The sequence below is a fragment of the Streptomyces sp. NPDC003635 genome, from assembly GCF_053587635.1.
Window position 1 is genome coordinate 1 of sequence record NZ_JBSFOK010000083.1, and the last position, 19,905, is coordinate 19,905.

A 19,905-nucleotide genomic window follows, 5' to 3' on the forward strand; every position below is an offset into this window, starting at 1 on the left:
CGCGTCAAGATCCAGCAACAAGAACCGGCCCGGATTCTCCGACTGCGCCGAACGAATCAGACCCCACACCGGAGCGAGAGCCAGATCAGCCACACCCTCCCCATCACGCGCCGCAACCGCACCCCGCGTCACCACCACCAACCGCGTCTCGCTCAAGGCCTCCCGCGCCAGCCACTCCTGCACAAAGCGCAGAGCATCCTCCGTCACCCGGCGGGCGCTACCGTCGACACCGCACGGCGTCCAGAACACCACCGACGGCGCAGGAACCCCAGCCTCCAGCACGACCCGCAACCCATCGAGATCCAGATACGAGTCCACGGCAAGCCCGGCACCCTGCACCGCCGCCCCGACGTTGTACGGATCCTCCGAGCCGAGTACGGCCCAGACCCCACCGCCCGTGACCTCCTCGGCATACGACAAGGAGGTCCACTCCATCCGGAACAGATCGTCGGGCCCAGGGGCAGCGCCGCCCAGCGCCGCAGCCGACACCGGCCGCAGAACCAAGGACCGCACCTCGGCGACCGGCTGCCCCGTACCGTCCGCCACCTCCACCGCCAGGGCGTCCTCACCGGCCTCCGTGATCCGCACCCTTAGCCGGTCCGCACCCGCCGCGAACAACGAGACACCGGTCCACGCGAACGGCAGCCGCAACGCCTCGTCGCCGCCGCCGAATTCGCCGTACCCGTTCGCGTGCAACGCGGCGTCCAACAGCGCCGGATGAATCCCGAACCGAGCCGCCTCCCCACGCTCGGCCTCGCCCAACTCCACCTCGGCGAACACCTCGCCGCCGCGCCGCCACACCGCCCGAAGGCCCTGGAACGCGGGCCCATACCCGTAACCGACCGCCTCGACGCCCGGGTAGAAGCCCGACACATCGATGCTCTCCGCCCCCGGCGGGGGCCAGTCGGTGAGCCCCGCGCCGGACGCGGTGACCGACTCCGGGCTGAGCAGGCCCTCCGCGTGGAGGGTCCACTCCTCGCCGTTCTCGGGGCGGGAGTAGACGCTGAGGGCGCGATGGCCGCCGTCGTCGAGGGCGCCGACGACGACCTGGAGGTGCACAGCGCCCTGCTCGGGGAGGGTGAGCGGGGCCTGGAGGGTGAGTTCGCTCAGATGCCCGCAACCGACCTCGTCCCCGGCCCGGACAGCCAGTTCCACGAAGCCCGTCCCCGGCAACAGGACGGTGCCCGCGACAGCGTGGTCCGCGAGCCAGGCGTGCGTGCGCAAGGAGAGCCGACCGGTGAGCACCAGTCCGCCGTCTGTCGCCAGGCTCACGGCGGCACCCAGCAGGGGGTGATCCGCAGCGGCCAGACCCGCACCTGTGACATCGGCGGTGTCCGTTCCGGACTCCAGCCAGTACCGCTGGTGCTGGAAGGCGTACGTCGGCAGATCGACCCGCTTCACGGCACGTCCCGCGAAGACGGCGGACCAGTCGATGTAAGTTCCGTGGACCCAGAGTTCGGCCGCGTGCGCGATGAGGCGGGCGTTCTCGTCCTCGTCCCTTCGCAGCGTTCCTACGACGGTGACCGGCTTCTGGGAAGCCTCCGCGATGGCCTGGACGCCCATGGTCAGCACCGGATGGGCGCTCACCTCGATGAACCGGGAGTGGCCCTGGGCGAGCGCCTCCTGCAGCGCCTCGGTGAAGCGAACCGGCTTACGCAGGCCCTCGTACCAGTACGAGGCGTCCATGGACGCCGTCTCCAACACCCCGCCGCTCACCGTGGAGACGACCGGGATACGGGAGGCCTGCGGCGCCACCGAGGCAAGGGCACTCAGCAGCCGCTCCCGGATGTCCTCCACATGCGCCGAGTGCGACGCGTAGTCCACCGGAACCCTCCGCGCCCTCACACCGGCGGCTTCAGCGAGAGCGGTGATCTCATCCAGCGCTTCCGGGTCACCGGCGACCACCGTCGCGTCGGGGCCGTTGAAGACAGCGATCGACACCCGGTCGCCATACGGCTCAACCCACGCCGACGCCTGCTCCGGACCGGTCGCCAGGGACAACATCCCACCCCGACCGGCCAGTTCGTCGCGAATGGCCGCCGACCTGAGCGCCACCACCCGCGCCGCGTCCTCCAAGCTCAACGCACCGACCACCGCGGCAGCCGCGATCTCACCCTGCGAATGACCAATCACAGCGGCCGGTTCGATGCCGAGCGACTCCCAGACCGCAGCCAGCGACACCATCACCGCCCACAACACCGGCTGGACCACGTCCACCCGCTGCATCCAGGCGTCGTCCTCGCCCCGCAGCACCTCCGTCAACGACCAGTCCACAAGGGACCCGAGCGCCGCCTCGCACTCCCCGATCCGCGCCGCGAACACCGGCGAGGACTCCAACAACCCCCGCCCCATCCCCAACCACTGCGACCCCTGACCGGGGAACACAAACACCGGCGCACCGGAACCCGCGGCCGTCCCCGCCACCACATTCCCCGCCACGCCACCGGACGCCAGAGCCTCCAGCCCCGCCGTCAGCTCAGCCGTCTCCCGCCCCCACACCACCGCACGGCTCTCCAACGCCGTACGCGAAGACCACAAGCCCCACCCCACGTCCGCCGCATCGCCGGAAACCCCCGCCAGCCGCCCCGCCTGCGCTGCCAAAGCCCCAGCCGTACGCCCCGACACCACCCACGGCACCACCGGCGACCCCGACAGCCCACCGGAACCGGACACCACCACCGGCCCGATGTCGACCGCCGCCTGCTCAAGGACCACGTGGGCGTTCGTCCCGGATATGCCGAAGGAGGAAACCGCCGCCCGGCGGACCCCGTCCTCGCCTCTCCCCCGCCAACTCCGCGACGCCGTGAGGACGGAGATGCCACCGCCCGACCAGTCGACGTGCGGGGTCGGCTCGTCGACGTGCAGGCTGCGCGGCAGGACGCCCGCCCGAAGGGCCATCACCATCTTGATGACACCGGCGACGCCCGCCGCGGCCTGGGTGTGCCCGATGTTCGACTTCACCGAGCCCAGCCACAACGGCCGTTCGGCGTCCCGCCCTTCGCCGTACGTCGCCAGCAGCGCCTGCGCCTCGATCGGGTCACCCAGCGTCGTACCCGTACCGTGCGCCTCCACCGCGTCCACGTCGGCGGGTGTGAGGCGAGCGTTCTCGAGGGCCGCGCGGATCACTCGCTGCTGCGAAGGACCGTTCGGCGCCGTGAGGCCGTTCGAGGCGCCGTCCTGGTTGACCGCCGATCCGCGGACGACGGCGAGGACTTGGTGGCCCTTGGCGCGGGCGTCGGACAGCCGCTCCACCACCAGGACGCCGATGCCCTCGGACCAGCCGGTGCCGTCCGCGGCCGCCGCGAACGGCTTGCAGCGGCCGTCCGCCGCCAATCCTCGCTGGCGGCTGAACTCGACGAAGACGCCGGGGCTCGGCATGACGGTGACCCCGCCGGCCAGGGCGAGGTCGCACTCGCCGTTCCGCAGGGACTGCACCGCCAGGTGGAGCGCCACCAGCGAGGAGGAGCAGGCCGTGTCGACCGTGACGGCCGGGCCCTCCAGACCCAGGGTGTAGGCGAGCCGGCCGGTGAGGACGCTGGTGGCGTTGCCGGTCAGGGAGAAGCCGCTGACCTGTTCGGGGACATGAAGCATGTCGGTGAGGTAGCCGAAGCCGGAGGCGCCGACGAAGACACCCGTACGGCTGCCGCGCAGCGCGCCGGGGGCCACGCCGGCGTGCTCGAAGGCCTCCCAACCGGTCTCCAGGAGCAGTCGCTGCTGCGGGTCCATGGCCAGCGCCTCGCGCGGCGATATCCCGAAGAAGTCGGCGTCGAACTGGTCGGCGTCGTGCAGGAAGCCGCCCTCGACGACGTAGCTCCTGCCGTGGGCGTCCGGGTCGGGGTCGTAGAGATCCTCGGCCCAGCCGCGGTTGACGGGAAAGGGGGTGATGCCGTCGCCGCCCTCCGCGACCAGCCGCCACAGATCGTCGGCCGAGGCCACACCGCCCGGGTAGCGGCAGGCCATGCCGACGATCGCGATGGGCTCCCTGCTCTTGGCCTCGGTCCGCTGCAGGCGCTGGCGGGTCTCCTGGAGGTCGGCGGTGACCAACTTGAGGTACTCACGGAGCTTGGCTTCGTTGCCGGACATCTGCCTTCGTCTCCAGGAGGGGTGTGGGTCGGGAGGGGTGCTGTGCGGTGGTCAGCCGAGGCCGAGTTCCTTGTTGATCAGGGCGAACATCTCCTCGTCGGTGGCGTCGTCGATGCCGGTCGCGGCCCCCGATTCCTCGGCCGGCGCGGTGCTGTCCTCCTCCAGCCGCCAGACCATCGACCGGAGCCGTTTGAGCAGCGCGGTGCGGCCCTCGGCAGTCGGTGGTTCGGCGGCGAGGGCCGCCTCCAGCCGCTCCAACTCGGCCAGCGCGGTGGTCTGTTCGGCGTCCTCGGGGGCGAGTCGGCTGTCCAGGTGGGCGGCGAGCGCGCGGGGGCTGGGGTAGTCGAAGACGAGGCTGGTGGGCAGCCGCAGTCCGGTCACGCCGCCCAGCCGGTTGCGGAGTTCGACGGCGGTGAGCGAGTCGAAGCCGAGGTCGGAGAAGTCGCGGTCGGCGTCGAGGGCGGTGGAGCTGCCGTGGGCCAGTACCTCGGTCACGTGGCGGCGCACCAGATCCTGGAAGAAGGCCAGCCGCTCCTTCGCGTCCTTGCCGGCCAGTTGCCGGGCCAGGCTGGGGCCGTCGGCGTCGGCCGCCCGGGCGGAGGCACGCCGCGCCGGGGTGGGGACGATGCCGCCGAGGACGGGGGGCACCAGTCCCGCCCTGGCGTTGCGGCGCAGGGTGGCCATGGCGAGCTCCACGGCGACGACCAGGGCGTCGTCGCTGGCGCCCGCCCGGTCGAGGAGGTCGAGGGCGACCGGGGAGGAGAGCGGGGCCAGCCCGGAGCGGGTGATGCGGTCCAGGTCGGCGCGGTGGAGGCGGCCGGTCATGCCGCTGGTCTCGCTCCACAGTCCCCAGGCGATGGAGGTGGCGGGCAGGCCCTGGGCGCGGCGGTGGTGGGCGAGGGCGTCCAGGAAGGCGTTGGCGGCCGCGTAGTTGGCCTGGCCCGGGCCGCCCAGGACGCTCGCGGTGGAGGAGAACAGGACGAAGGCCGAGAGGTCCAGGTCTCGGGTGAGGGTGTGCAGGGCGAGGGCGGCGTCCACCTTGGGGCGCAGCACGGCCTCGACCTGCTGGGGGGTGAGGGCGGACAGGACGGCGTCGTCGATGACTCCGGCGGCGTGCACCACCGCGGTCAGCGGGTGGCCCTCGGGGATCTTGTCGAACAGGGCGGCCAGTTCCCCGGCGTCGGCGACGTCGCAGGCGATCACCTCGGCGTCGGCGCCGAGCCGGGCCAGGTCGGCCACGAGTGCCTCCGCTCCCGGTGAGTCGGTTCCGGAGCGGCTGGTGAGCAGGAGCCGGCGCACGCCGTGTTCGCCGGCGAGGTGGCGGGCTACGAGGGCGCCGAGGGTGCCCAGGCCGCCGGTGATGAGCACGGTGCCGTCGGCGCGCCAGACAGTGTCCCGGGCCGTCGGGGTCCGGCGGGCGAGCCGGGGCACCAGGACCTGGTCCCCGCGCAGGGCGACCTGCGGCTCCCCGGCGGCCAGGGCGGCGGGTACGGCGTCGGCCAGCGGTTCGGGATCGCCGACCGTGTCCACCAGGAGGAAACGGTCGGGGTGTTCGTTCTGCGCGGTGCGCAGGAGCCCCCACAGCGGGGCGTGGGCGAGATCGGTCACGTCCTCGCCGGTGCGGGTGGCCACGGCGCCCGAGGTGACGACGACGAGGCGGGTGTCGGCGAGGCGGGGGTCGGCGAGCCAGTCCCGCAGTAGCGCGAGGGTGTGCTGCACGGCGTCGTGCGCGGGCTCGGCGTCCTGCGGGGCCGGGCAGCCGGGGGCGGCGCACGGGAGCAGGACGACGGGGGGTGCGGGGACGCCCGCGTCGAGTACGGCGGTGAGGGCGGCCAGGTCGGCGTAGGCCGAGACGGTCGTACCGGCGTACTGCAGGCCCGCGCCGAGCCCCAGCGGGTCGGGGCCGAGGGTCGCCCAGGCCGCGTCGTGCGCGGTCTCGGGTACGGCGGCTTCGAGGGGCCGCCAGTCGAGGCGGAAGAGCCGGTCGCCGTGGACGGGGGCGGCCGGAAGCCGGTCGGCGCTCAGCGGGCGCAGGGTGAGGGAGGCGGCGGTGAGCACCGGGCTCCCGGTCGGGTCGGCGACGGTGACCGTCGGGGCCGTACCGTCGGGGCCGCCGGGCGTGAGGGCGACCCGGACCCGCCCGGCTCCGGAGGCGTGCAGGGTGACGTCCCGCCAGGCGAAGGGGACCCGGATGGTGTGGGCCTCGGGGTCGGCTTCATCGCCCCTGCCGGTGGCCCCTCCGACGTCATCGCCTCCGCCGGCCTCGGTGAGGACGCCGAGCGGGTGCAGGGCCGCGTCGAGGAGAGCGGGGTGCAGGCCGTAGGAGGCGGCGTCCGTGCGGGCGGTCTCGGGGAGCGTGATCTCGGCGAAGACCTCGGCACCGCGCCGCCAGGCGGCGGTCATGGCCCGGAAGGTGGGGCCGTAGCCGTAACCCACGGCCTCGGCCTCGGCGTAGAAGCCGGAGACGTCGACCGGCTCCGCGCCCTGAGGCGGCCAGGCGGTGAGGTCGGCGGGGGTGGCCGCCGGTGTCTCGGACAGGACGCCTTCGGCGTGCGCGGTCCAGTCCGGGCCCGCGTCCTCCGGGCGGGAGTAGACGGCCAGGGAGCGCTGTCCGTCCTCCTCCGGGGGACCGACGACGACCTGGACCTGTACGCCGCCCGGTTCGGGAAGGACCAGCGGCGCCCGGAGCGTCAGCTCCCGTACGCTCGCGCAGCCGACCTCGTCGGCGGCGCGGATCGCCAGCTCGACGAAGCCGGTGCCCGGGAACAGGACCGTTCCGGCGACGGCGTGGTCCGCGAGCCAGGGGTGGGAGCGCAGGGAGAGCCGTCCGGTCAGGACGACCCCGCCGTCGGCGGCGAGACCCACCGCCGCGCCCAGCAGCGGGTGGCCGGCCTCGCCGAGCCCCAGTCCGGCGGGGTCACCGGAGCCGCCGGTGACGTGCAGCCAATAGCGCTCCCGCTGGAAGGCGTACGTCGGCAGGTCGACGGGGTGCGGGTCGCGCCCGGAGAACAACGCGGCCCAGTCGACGTCGACGCCGCTCGCCCACAGGCGGGAGACCGCCCCGGTGAACGTCTCCACCTCGCCGTGCCCCCGACGGGTGGCGGCGACGAACAGGCCGTCCACGCAGTCGGAGCCCATCCCGGTCAGCGTGGCGTCCGGGCCCAGTTCCAGGAACCTGCTCACCCCCGCACCGGCGAGCCACTCCATGCCGTCCGCGAACCGCACCGCCTCCCGGACGTGCCGCACCCAGTACTCGGGGGTGCGTATCTCCTCCCCGGCCACCCGACCGGACACGTTGGACACGACCGGGATGCGCGGTGCGCCGTAGGAGATCTCGGCGGCGACCCGCGCGAACTCGGCCAGCATCGGTTCCATCAGCGAGGAGTGGAAGGCGTGGGCGACCTTGAGCCGCCGCGTCCTGACCCCCGCCATCTCGAAACGTTCGCGCACGACCTCGACGTTCGCCTCCGAGCCCGACACCACCACGGATGCTGGCCCGTTGACAGCCGCCACGTCCACCGCGTCACCGAGGGAGGCTAGGACGCTCCGGACCTCGGCCACCTCGGCCCGTACCGCGAGCATCGCCCCGCCCGAGGGAAGCGCGTCCATCAGCCCACCCCGGGCCGCTACCAGACGACAGGCGTCCTCCAGCGAGAACACCCCGGCCACGTACGCGGCGGTCAGCTCCCCCACCGAATGCCCGATCACGAAGTCCGGGCGCACGCCCCAGGACTCCGCGAGCCGGTAGAGGGCCACCTCCACCGCGAACAGACCGGCCTGGGTGTACACCGTGCGGGCCAGCGCCCCCTCGGACTCGTCCGACAGCGCCTCCGTCAGCGACCCCGGCAGCAGCCCCTCGAATCCGGCGCACACCTCGTCCAGCGCGGCCGCGAACACCGGGTACTCGGCCGCGAGTTCCGTGCCCATCCGCGCCCGCTGGGCCCCCTGGCCGGTGAACATCACCGCTAGTCGGCCGTCGGCGACCGCGCCCGGGGACTCCACCGATGCCAGCCGCGCCGTCAGCTCGGCACTCTCCCGCCCCCACACCACCGCACGATGCGCCAACGCGGCCCGCCCGGTGGCCAGCGACCAGCCCACGTCCACCGGACGAAGCCCGTCCACCGCGTCCGCGAGCCGCGCGGCCTGGGCCGCCAGCGCCTCCGCGGAGCCGGCCGACAGGACCCAGGGCACGAGGCCGCCCACCTCGGCGGAGGACCCGCTGTCGGGGTCGGTCTCCGCCGCCCCTTCCAGCACCACGTGCACGTTCGTGCCGCTGATGCCGAACGCGGAGACCGCGCACCGCCGCGGGCGACCGGTCTCGGGCCACGAGACCGGCTCGGTCAGCACCCGTACGGCACCCGCCGTCCAGTCCACGTGCGGGGTGGGTTCATCCACGTGCAGGGTGCGCGGCAGCACGCCCTCCCGCATGGCCATCAGCATCTTGATGACGCCCGCCATTCCGGCGGCGGCCTGCGCGTGTCCGATGTTCGACTTGATCGACCCCAGCCACAACGGCCGTCGCGAGTCCCGCCCTTGTCCGTAGGTGGCCAGCAGCGCCCGCGCCTCGATGGGGTCGCCCAGCGGGGTGCCGGTGCCGTGTGCCTCCACCGCGTCCACGTCGGTCGGGTTGAGGCGGCAGTTGAGGAGGGCCTGCCGGATGACCCGCTGCTGGGCCGGACCGCTCGGCGCGGTCAGGCCGTTGGAGGCGCCGTCCTGGTTGAGGGCGGAGCCCTTGAGCAGGCCCAGGACGCGGTGGCCGTTGCGGCGGGCGTCGGAGAGCCGTTCGAGGACGAGGACGCCGGCGCCCTCGGCCAGGCCCATGCCGTTGGCGTCGGCGGCGAAGGCCTTGCAGCGGCCGTCGGCGGCGAGGCCGCGTTGCCGGCTCCAGCCGGTGAACTCGTCGGAGGTGGACATGACGGCGACGCCCGCGGCGACCGCGAGTCCGCACTCCTCCTGGCGCAGCGACTGCGCGGCGAGGTGGAGGGCGGTCAGCGAGGAGGAGCAGGCGGTGTCGAGGGTGACGGCCGGGCCTTCGAGGCCGAAGGTGTAGGCGATCCGGCCGGAGACGATGCTGCTCGCGCTGCCGGTGACGAGGTGACCCTCGAAGCCCTCGGGGACCTCGTGGATGCCGGAGCGGTAGTCGAGCGGGTTGCAGCCGACGAAGACGCCGGTGGCGGTGGCGCGCAGGGAGCTGACGGGCACCCCGGCCCGCTCGAAGGCCTCCCACACCACCTCCAGCAGGATCCGCTGCTGCGGGTCCATGGCCATCGCCTCACGGGGGGAGATACCGAACAGCGCCGCGTCGAACCGGTCGGCGTCGTACAGGAAGCCGCCCTCGCGGACATAGCTTTTGCCGTGCCGGTCCGGGTCGGGGTCGTAGAGGTTGTCCAGGTCCCAGTCGCGGTTGTCGGGGAGCCCGCCGATGGCGTCGGCCCCTTGGTCGACGAGCCGCCACAGCGCTTCCGGTGAGTCGACGCCGCCCGGATAGCGGCAGGCCATGCCGACGACGGCGATCGGCTCGCGGTCCTTCTCCTCGGCGGCGGCGAGGCGGCTCTGGGCCTGGCGCAGGTCGGTGGTGACCCGCTTGAGGTATTCGAGGAGCTTCGCTTCGTTCTGCGCCATCGTCGACATCTCCACGGTGCTGGGCGGTCGTCGGTCGGGGCCGGGGGCGGGTGTCCGAAGGTCGGGGCCAGGGGCCGGGGGCGGGTGTCAGGACGTACCGAATTCGCGGTCGATCAGGGCGAACATCTCGTCCGCGGTGGCGGCTTCGAGATCGGCCTCCTCAGCGGCGTTGTCGGCGCTGGTTCCGTCGTCGTCGGTCAGCCGCACCAGGAGGCTCTGGAGCTGCCGGGTGAGCTTGAGGCGGGTGTCGGTGTCGGGGGTGGCGGCGGCCAGCGCCTCTTCGAGCCGGCCGAGTTCGGTGAGGACGTCCCCGGTGGATCCGAGGGCTTCGGTGGCGCCCTCGAGAGCCAGCTCGCGGCGGAGCAGGGCGACGACGGCGGTGGCGGTGGGGTGTTCGAAGACGAGGGTGGTGGGCAGGGCGAGGCCGGTGGCGGCGCCGAGCCGGTTGCGCAGTTCGACGGCCGTGAGTGAGTCGAAGCCGAGCTCCTTGAAGGCGCGCTCCGGGTCGATGGTCGCGGGGCCGCTGTGGCCGAGCACGGCCGCGGCCTGAGCGCGGACCAACTCCAGCAGCTCGCGCTCCTGTTCGCCCGCCGGCAGTCCGCGCAGCCTGCCGAGCAGCTCCGGGACGCCCGCCTCGCTGACGGCGAGGGGCTCACCCGGCGTGGGCAGGTACGGCCGGGCCTGCGGGAGGTCGTCCAGGAAGTGGGTGTCCCGGGCCGAGGTGAAGAGCTGGGTGAAACGCTCCCATTCGACGTCGGCGACGGCCACGTTGACCTCGTCGTGGTCCAGCACCTGCTGGAAGGCGGTGAGGGCGAGTTCGGGGTCGATGAGAGGCAGGCCCTGGCGCTGGGCGCGCCGGTTGAGGACGGGCCGCTCGGCGGCGTCCCGGCTGTCCCGCTCGTTGACGGCGTCCCAGATGCCCCAGGCGACGGCGGTGACCGGCACCCCGCGGGCGCGCTGGCCGAGCGCCCAGGCGTCCAGGTGGGCGTTGGCGGCGGAGTAGGCGCCGTGGTCGCCGCTGCCCCACAGGGCGGCTACGGAGGAGTAGACGACGAAGGCGTCCAGCTCCCGCTCGCCGAGCAGTTCGGCGAGGGTCCGGGCTCCGGTGATCTTGGCGTCGATGACGTTGCCGTACTGGTCGAGGGTGGTGTCGGCGAGGGCGCCGAGCTCGTACAGGACCGCGGTGTGGAACACGGCGCGGATGTCTTCGCCGGCCGCGTCCAGCCCGTCGATGAGCGAGGCGAGCGCGGCGCGGTCGGTGACGTCGCAGGCGGTGATGGTGACCCTGGCCCCCGACTCCTCCAGCTGTGCCCGCAGTTCCTCGGCGCCGGGCGCGTCGGCGCCACGCCTGCTGGTGAGGACGAGGTGCTCGGCGCCGTTGCGGGCCAGCCAGTGGGCGAGGATGCCGCCGAGCAGCCCGGTGCCGCCGGTGACGATCGCGGTGCCGCGCGGCTTCCAGTCCCGCACCGGCCCGTCGGCCGGCAGCGGCGCGGGCACCATCCGGCGGGCGAGGAGCCCCACGCTCCGTACGGCGACCTGGTCGTGCTCGATCGTGTCCCGCTGCGCGAGCACGGCCACGATCCGGCGGCGGACCCGCTCGTCGTCGAGGTCTTCGGGCAGATCGAGGATGCCGCCCCACTGGTGGGGCAGTTCCAGCGCGGCGACCCGGCCCATGCCCCAGACCTCGGCCTGGACGGGGTGGGTGATCTCGTCCCCGTAGCCGGTGGCGACGGCACCGCGGGTGACGCACCAGACGCGGGCGGCGAGTCCGGTGTCGGTGACGGCCTGGATCAGGGCGAGGGTGGCGGCGACACCCTCGGCGACCATGGGATGGTCGTCGGCGGGCCGTTCGTCGGCCAGCGCCAGGGTGGAGAGCACGCCGGTCACGCCCTCCTCCCCGGCCGCGTCGGTCAACAGCCGGGCGACCAGGGCCCGGTCGGCACCGCCGGCCGGCACGGGCACGGTCACCACGTCCGCGCCACGCTCGGTGAGCAGCGCGGCGAGACCGCCGCACCAGTCGCCTCCGGCGCCCTCGGGGGTCAGGTGGAGCCAGCGGCCGGACAGCGTGGCCGGGGCGTCGCCGTCGGGCTGCTGCTTCCAGGCGACCCGGTACCGCCAGCCGTCCACGGTGGACAGCTCACGCCGTCGCCGCCGCCAGGAGGCGAGCTCCGGCAGCACCGCGCGCCAGGCGTCCCGCTCGCCGCCGAGCCCGGAGAGCGCGTCCATGTCCTGGCTCTCGACGGCCTCCCAGAAGTCGGCGTCCAGGGTGGTGGCGGGGGCGGTGGTGTCCTCGGGGGCTTCCAGCCAGTAGCGGCGGTGCTGGAAGGCGTACGTCGGCAGGTCGACGCGAGTGGCGGGGCGGCCCGCGTAGACGGCGGACCAGTCGATGTGGGCGCCGGTGACCCACAGTTCGGCCGCGGCGGCGACGAGGCGGGCGTTCTCGTCCTCGTCCCTTCGCAGGGTGCCGACCACCGTGACCGGCTTCTCCTCGGCCTCCGCGATGGCCTGGACGCCCATGGTCAGTACGGGATGCGCGCTGACCTCGACGAACCGGAAGTGACCCTGCCCGAGCACCTGTTGGACCGCCTCGGTGAAGCGCACCGGCCGACGCAGGCCCTCGTACCAGTAGGAGGCGCCCATGGTCGAGGTGTCCAGCACCCCACCGGTGACGGTCGATATCACCGGCACCCGGGAGACCCGCGGCGCCACTGGCGCGAGCGCCTCCAGCAGCCGTTCCCGGATGTCTTCCACGTGCGCGGAGTGGGACGCGTAGTCCACCGGAACCCTGCGCGCCCGCACACCATCGGCTTCGGCGAGAGCTGTGATCTCGTCCAGCGCCTCCGGATCACCGGCGACCACGGTCGCATCCGGACCGTTGTAGACGGCCACCGCGACACGATCACCGTACGGCTCAACCCACGCCGACACCTGCTCCGGACCGGTCGCCAGCGACAACATCCCACCCCGACCGGCCAGTTCATCGCGAATGGCCGCCGACCGCAGCGCCACCACCCGCGCCGCGTCCTCCAAGCTCAACGCACCAACCACCGCCGCAGCCGCGATCTCACCCTGCGAATGCCCGATCACCGCAGCCGGTACAACACCCAGCGACTCCCACACCGCAGCCAGCGACACCATCACCGCCCACAGCACGGGCTGAACCACGTCCACCCGCCGCATCCAGGCGTCGTCGTCCCCGCTCAGCACCTCGGTCAACGACCAGTCGACAAAGGGCTCGAGAGCCGCCTCGCACTCCCCGATCCGCACCGCGAACACCGGGGAGGACTCCAACAGCCCCCGTCCCATCCCCAACCACTGCGATCCCTGACCCGGGAAGACGAAGACGTGACCGCCGCCTGCCTGGGACGCGGTTCCGGTGACGGCGTGCGCGGTGGCCGCGCCGGACGCCAACGCCCGCAGACCTGAGCCAAGCTCGTCCGCCCCGGCACCCCACACCACCGCGCGTCGCTCCAGCGGGGAGCGGGTGGTGAGCAGGCTCCAGCCGACGTCGACCGGATCGCTCTCCGCCACCGCACCCGCGAGGCGCTCCGCCTGGGCCGCCAACGCCTCGTCGGTTCGGGCCGACAGGGCCAGCGGGAGCACCGGCGACCCGGGCAGTCCCGCGGGTCCGGAGACGATCACCGGGCGGCTTGTGGTGGCGCCCGGTGGGGCCTCCTCCAGGATGACGTGGGCGTTCGTGCCGGACATCCCGAAGGCCGAGACGCCGGCCCGGCGCGATCCGGTGCGGCCCTGTTCCCAGGGGACGGGCCGGTCGAGCAGGGCGACGGTTCCGTCGGACCAGTCGACGTGACTGGTGGGCTGTTCGGCATGCCGGGACGGCGGCAGGACGCCCTCGCGCAGCGCCATCACCATCTTGATCACCCCGGCGACCCCGGCCGCGGCCTGGGTGTGGCCGATGTTGGACTTCACCGAACCGAGCCAGAGGGGTTGTTCGGCGTCCCGGGCCCTGCCGTAGGTGGCGATCAGCGCCTGCGCCTCGATCGGGTCGCCCAGCGTCGTGCCCGTGCCGTGCGCCTCGACCGCGTCGACATCGGCGGCGGTGAGTCCGGCGGCGGCCAGGGCCTGCCGTATGACGCGCTGCTGGGACGGACCGTTGGGGGCCGTCAGGCCGTTGGACGCGCCGTCCTGGTTGATGGCCGAGCCGCGCACGACCGCCAGCACCTGGTGGCCGTTGCGGACCGCGTCGGACAGCCGCTCGACGACGAGCACTCCGGCGCCCTCCGACCAGCCGGTGCCGTCCGCCGACTCGGCGAAGGGCTTGCAGCGGCCGTCGGCGGCGAGCCCGCGCTGGCGGCTGAACTCCACGAAGGCCCCGGGCGTCGACATGACCGTCACCCCGGCCGCGAGCGCCAGCTCGCACTCGCCGTTGCGCAGGGACTGCACGGCCATGTGCAGGGCGACCAGCGACGACGAGCAGGCCGTGTCGACGGTGACGGCCGGGCCCTCGAGGCCGAGCGCGTAGGCGATGCGCCCGGAGACGACGGCGGCGGCGCTGCCAGTGGCCTGGTAGCCGGCGACGGCTTCGGGCGTACGGCCCAGCAATGTCGCGTAGTCCTGGCCGTTGGAGCCGACGAACAGCCCGGTGGCCGAGCCGTGAAGCCCGGTCGGGGGCAGCCCGGCCCGCTCCAGCGCCTGCCAGGACAGCTCCAGCAGCAACCGCTGCTGCGGGTCCATGGCCAGCGCCTCGCGGGGCGAGATCCCGAAGAACTCGGCGTCGAATCCGGCGACGTCGTAGAGGAATCCGCCCTCGCGGAGGTACGACGTGCCCGGGCGGCGCCCGTCCGGGTCGTACAGCGCCTCGACGTCCCAGCCCCGGTCGGCGGGGAAGGGCCCGATGGCGTCGCCCTGTTCGGCGACCAGCCGCCACAGGTCCTCCGGTGAGGTGACCCCGCCCGGGTAGCGGCAGGCCATGCCGACGATCGCGATCGGCTCGTCCGTACGGACCTGGGTGGCGGGGGCACCCACCTCGCGGACCCCCACCTCGCCCTGGGTGCCCAGGAGTTCACCGCGCAGGTAGGTGGCGAGCGCGGCGGGCGTCGGGTGGTCGAAGACCAACGTGGAGGGCAGCCGCAGTCCGGTGGCGGTGGTGAGCCGACCCCGCAGTTCGACGGCGGTCAGCGAGTCGAAGCCGAGGTCCTTGAAGGCGCGGGCGGGCTGGAGGCCGGCGGTGTCCCCGTGGCCGAGGACGGCCGCGACCTCGGTGAGCACGGTCTCCGTGAGCAGCCGCTCCTGCTCCTGCGGGGTGCGTCCGACGAGCCTGCGGGCGAACTCGCTGTCGGCCTCCACCGTCGAGGTGGTCAAGTGCGTCTCGGCCTCGGGCAGGTCGCTGATCAGCGGGCGGTGCCGACTGGCGGTGTAGGCCGGGACGAAGCGCTCCCAGTCGACGTCGGCGACGGTGACGGCGGTGTCGTTCCGGTCCAGTGCCTGCTGGAGCGCGGTGACGGCCAGTTCGGGCCGCATCACCCGGATACCGCGCCGGGCCAGGTGCGCGGTCATCTCGCCGTCGGCCATCCCGCCGTCGGCCCAGGCGCCCCAGGACACGGCGGTCGCGGCGAGGCCACGGGCCCGGCGGTCCTGGGCGAGGGCGTCGAGATGGGCGTTGGCGGCGGCGTACCCGGCCTGTTGGCCGCTGCCCCAGACCCCGGCGATGGAGGAGAACAGCACGAAGGCGTCCAGCTCCCGGTCGCCGAGGAAGGCGTCGAGGTGGTCGGCGCCGTCCGCCTTGGCGGCCAGCACCTCCGCGAGCTCCTCCTGCGTCAGCTCCGCTACGGCGGTGAAGTGGCCGATGCCCGCCGCGTGGACGACGGTGCTCAGCGGCCGGCGTCCGGGCAGCGTGTCGAGGAGCGCGGCGACGGCGTCCCGGTCGGCGATGTCGCAGGCGACGACGGAGACCTGGGCGCCGAGTGCGGTCAGCTCGGTGGCGAGTTCGGCCGCGCCGGGCGCGTCGGGTCCTCGCCTGCTGGTCAGTACGAGGTCCTCGGCGCCGTTCCGGGCCAGCCAGCGCGCGATGTGGGCCCCGAGCCCGCCGGTACCGCCGGTGATCAGGACCGTGCCACCGGGCTTCCACTCCGGGGCGGACCGGGGGCCGGTCGTGGTGGCGCGGGTCAGGCGGCGCAGGAAGGTCCCCGAGGGACGTACGGCGCACTCGTCCTCCCCGTCGGTACCGGCGAGGACGGCGGCGAGTCGGGCGGCGGCCCGTTCGTCCACGGTGGCCGGGAGGTCGACCAGACCGCCCCAGAGCGGCGCGTGTTCCAGTCCGAAGACCCGGCACAGGCCCCACACCTGGGCGAGCGCGGGGTCGGCGATCCGCTCGTCGGGCGTGACGGCGACGGCGCCCCGGGTGACACACCACAGCGGGGCGTCGAGACCGGCGGCCACGTGGGCCTGGAGCAGCGTCAGCGTGGCGCCGAGCGGACGGCTCCCGGGAAGCAGGGAGAGCACGCCGCGAACGGCGGGCGCCGCGTCCCGCAGCACTCCCGCGACATGCTCGGCCCCCAGTCGCAGCGCCTCCGCGGACAGATGGACTTCGACGACGTCGGCACCGAGGGCTCGAAGGGCGTCGAGCACCGGCGTGGGCTCGTCGTCCGGCAGCACGGCCAGCCACGTGCCGTCCAGGCGGCCGGAGCCGAGGGCGGTGACCGGCTTCCACACCGTGCGGTAGCGCCAGGCCTCCAGGGTGGACCGGTCCCGCTCGCCACGCCGCCAGGAGGCCAGAGCGGGGAGCAGGCTCCCCAGGTCACCGGGTTCCGTGCCGAGGTCCAGCGCGGTGGCGAGGGCGGCGGCGTCCTGGTTCTCGACCAGTTCCCAGAAGCGGGCGTCGACGGTGTCGGAGTCCGTACGGCGGGCGGACTCCAGCCAGTAACGGGAGCGCTGGAACGGATAGGTGGGCAGTTCCACCCGCCGGGCGGTGCCGCCGTCGTGGAGCGCCGCCCAGTCGACGGTGCCGCCGTTGACGTACAGCCCCGCCAGGGCTCGTAGCAGCGTCGCCGGTTCCGGCTGGTCCTTGCGCATGGCGGACAGCAGCAGTGCGGGCTCTTCGAGGCACTCGTCGGCCATGGCCGTCAGGACCCCGTCGGGGCCCAGCTCCAGGAAGGCCGTCACGCCCTGCTCGCGCAGCCAGCGCACGCCGTCGCGGAAGCGGACGGTCTCCCGGACATGCCGTACCCAGTACTCGGGGGTGCCCATGTCACCCGGTGCGGCGCCCGCGCCGGTGACGTTGGAGACGACCGGAATTCGGGGCTCGGCGTAGTCGAGCCCGGCGGCGACGGTGCCGAACTCGGCCAGCATGCCGTCCATGTGCGGGGAGTGGAAGGCGTGGCTGACCCGCAGGAGCTTGGTCTTACGGCCGCGTGCCCGCCAGAGGGCGTCCAGTACGGCGACGGTCTCCCGGTCCCCTGCGATCACCACGGAGGCGGGGCCGTTGACGGCGGCCACGCTGACGGCGCCCTCGTGGCCGGTCAGCGTCTCCCGGACCTCGTCCTCGTCCGCCTGCACGGAGAGCATGACCCCGCCCTCGGGCATCGACTGCATCAACCGGCCGCGCATGATGACCAGTTCGGCGGCGTCGGTGAGCGAGAGCACCCCGGCGACATGGGCCGCCGCCAGCTCTCCGACGGAGTGGCCGGCGACGTAGTCGGCCCGGACGCCCCACTGCTCGACCAGCCGGAACAGGGCCACCTCGACCGCGAAGAGAGCGGGCTGGGCCCATTCGGTACGGTCCAGCAGTTCCGCGTCCGCGGTCCCCGGCTCCGCGAAGAGCACCTCACGCAGCGGCCGTTCGAGATGGGCGTCGAGCGCTTCGCATACGGCGTCGAAGGACCGCGCGAAAGCCGGGTGGACGTCGTACAACTCGCGCCCCATGCCGATCCGTTGGCTGCCCTGCCCGGTGAAGAGCACGGCGAGGGAGCCGTCGGAGGCCGCCACTCCGGTGACAGCCTCCGGCGCGCGGGCACCCGCGGCGACGGCCGCGAGGCCCCGCCGGAACCCGTCGCTGTCCTCGGCGAGGACGACGGCCCGGTGGTCCAGGGCGGCGCGGGTCGCGGCGAGCGACAGCGAGACACCGTCGGCGGGGAGACCGGGCCGCTCCGCGACGAACGCGGCGAGCCGTTCCGCCTGAGCCCGCAGGGCGCCCTCGGTACGCCCCGAGAACACCCACGGGAGGAGAGCACCCGGCTGGGTGCCGCCGGGGGTCTCGGCCTCGGCGGGCTCCGGAGCCTGCTCCAGGATGACGTGCGCGTTGGTCCCGCTGATGCCGAAGGAGGACACCCCGGCGCGGCGGGGCCGGCCGTTCGCGGCCCACTCCCGCCCCTCGGTCAACAGCCGTACGCCGCCCGCCGACCAGTCGACGTGCGGGGTGGCCTCGTCGGCGTGCAGGGTCCTCGGCAGCACGCCCGCCCGTATCGCCATCACCATCTTGATGACACCGGCGACACCGGCGGCGGCCTGGGTGTGCCCGATGTTCGACTTCACCGAGCCGAGCCAGAGCGGCCGGTCCGCGTCCCGGCCCTGTCCGTACGTGGCCAGTAGCGCCTCTGCCTCGATCGGGTCGCCGAGGGCGGTGCCGGTGCCGTGCGCCTCCAGGGCGTCGACATCGGCCGCGGTCAGACCGGCGCCCGCGAGGGCCTGCCGTATCACGCGCTGTTGCGAGGGACCGTTGGGCGCGGTCAGCCCGTTGGAGGCACCGTCCTGGTTGATCGCCGACCCGCGCACGACCGCCAGCACCTGATGTCCCTTGCGGAGCGCGTCCGACAGCCGCTCGACCACCAGCACACCCGCGCCCTCGGACCAGGCCGTGCCGTCCGCCGCGGCCGAGAACGGCTTGCAGCGCCCGTCGGCGGCGAGCCCGCGCTGCCGGCTGAACTCCACGAACATGTAGGGCGAGGGCATCACCGCGACGCCCCCGGCGAGGGCGAGATCGCATTCCCCCTGCCGCAGCGACTGCGCCGCGAGATGCAGTGCCACGAGCGCCGACGAACACGCCGTGTCGACGGTGACCGCCGGGCCCTCCAGACCGAAGGTGTAGGCGAGTCGGCCGGAGGCGACGCTGGAGGTGTTGCCGGTACCGAGGTAGCCCTCGACATCTCCGGGCACGGCTTCCAGGCGCGCCGCGTAGTCGGTGGCCACCACGCCCGCGAACACGCCGGTACGGCTGCCGCGCAGCGACGTCGGCGGCAACCCCGCCCGCTCGAACGCCTCCCAGGTCGTCTCCAGCAGCAGCCTCTGCTGCGGATCCATGGCCAACGCCTCGCGCGGCGAGATCCCGAACGGCTCGGGGTCGAACTCGGCCGCGTCGTAGAGGAACCCACCCTGCCGGGTGTAGCTCGTGCCGGGGTGCGCCGGGTCGGGGTGGTAGACGCCGTCCAGATCCCAGCCGCGGTCGACGGGGAAGGCGCCGATGGTGTCGACGCCCTCGGCGACCAGCCGCCACAGGTCCTCCGGCGAGGCCACGCCCCCCGGGAAGCGGCAGGCCATCCCGACGATGGCGATCGGCTCGTCCGGGGAAGCGAGCGTCGCCGTCGGAGCTGTCAGCTCCGCATGATCCCGCCACAGTTCACCGTGGAGGTAGTCGGCAAGGCGGGCGGGGTCGGGGTGGTCGAAGACGACGGCGGTGGGGAGGCGCAGCCCGGTCGCGGTGTTGAGGCGGTTGCGCAGTTCCACGGCGGTCAGCGAGTCGAAGCCCTGCTCCTTGAAGGAGCGTTCGACGTCGACGGACTGTTCGGAGGCGTGTCCCAGGACCGCGGCGACACTCCGGCGCACCAACTCCACGAGGTGCCGTTGCCGTTCGGGCCGGCTGAGCCCGGCCAGGCGGGTGGTGAGGGCGGTGCCCTCGTCGGCGGTGGAGGCCGAGCGCCGGGTGGGCGCGGTGCGGACCAGGCCCCGCAGTACGGCGGGTACGGCCTCGGGACCTCGCAGTCCGGCCAGGTCGAGGCGGACGGGGACGAGTGCGGCCTCGGCGGTGGTGACGGCCCGGTCCAGCAGCGCCAGCCCTTCCGCCGACGGCAGCGGCGCGACACCGGTCCGACTCAGCCGCCGCCGGTCCGCCCGGCCCAACTCGCTGGTCATGGCGCTGACTTGCTCCCACAGACCCCAGGCGAGGGAGGTGGCGGGCAGGCCTTGGGCGCGGCGGTGGTGGGCGAGGGCGTCGAGGAAGGTGTTGGCGGCGGCGTAGTTGGCCTGCCC

At 73.8% G+C, this 19,905-nt stretch carries 2 protein-coding genes and 1 pseudogene; all 3 read right to left on the reverse strand.

Annotation, left to right across the window (positions count from 1 at the left end):
• Nucleotides 1-4,083 (reverse strand): type I polyketide synthase (locus ACWDRW_RS39000; RefSeq protein ID WP_451732947.1); only part of this gene is annotated, 4,083 nt, incomplete at its 3' end.
• A 51-nt stretch (nt 4,084-4,134) separates the two neighbouring features.
• Nucleotides 4,135-9,696, reverse strand: a pseudogene (locus ACWDRW_RS39005) (type I polyketide synthase); the annotation flags it as partial.
• 96 nt (nt 9,697-9,792) lie between these two features.
• Nucleotides 9,793-19,905: type I polyketide synthase (locus tag ACWDRW_RS39010; protein WP_451732950.1), on the reverse strand; the 10,113-nt coding region annotated here is incomplete at its 5' end.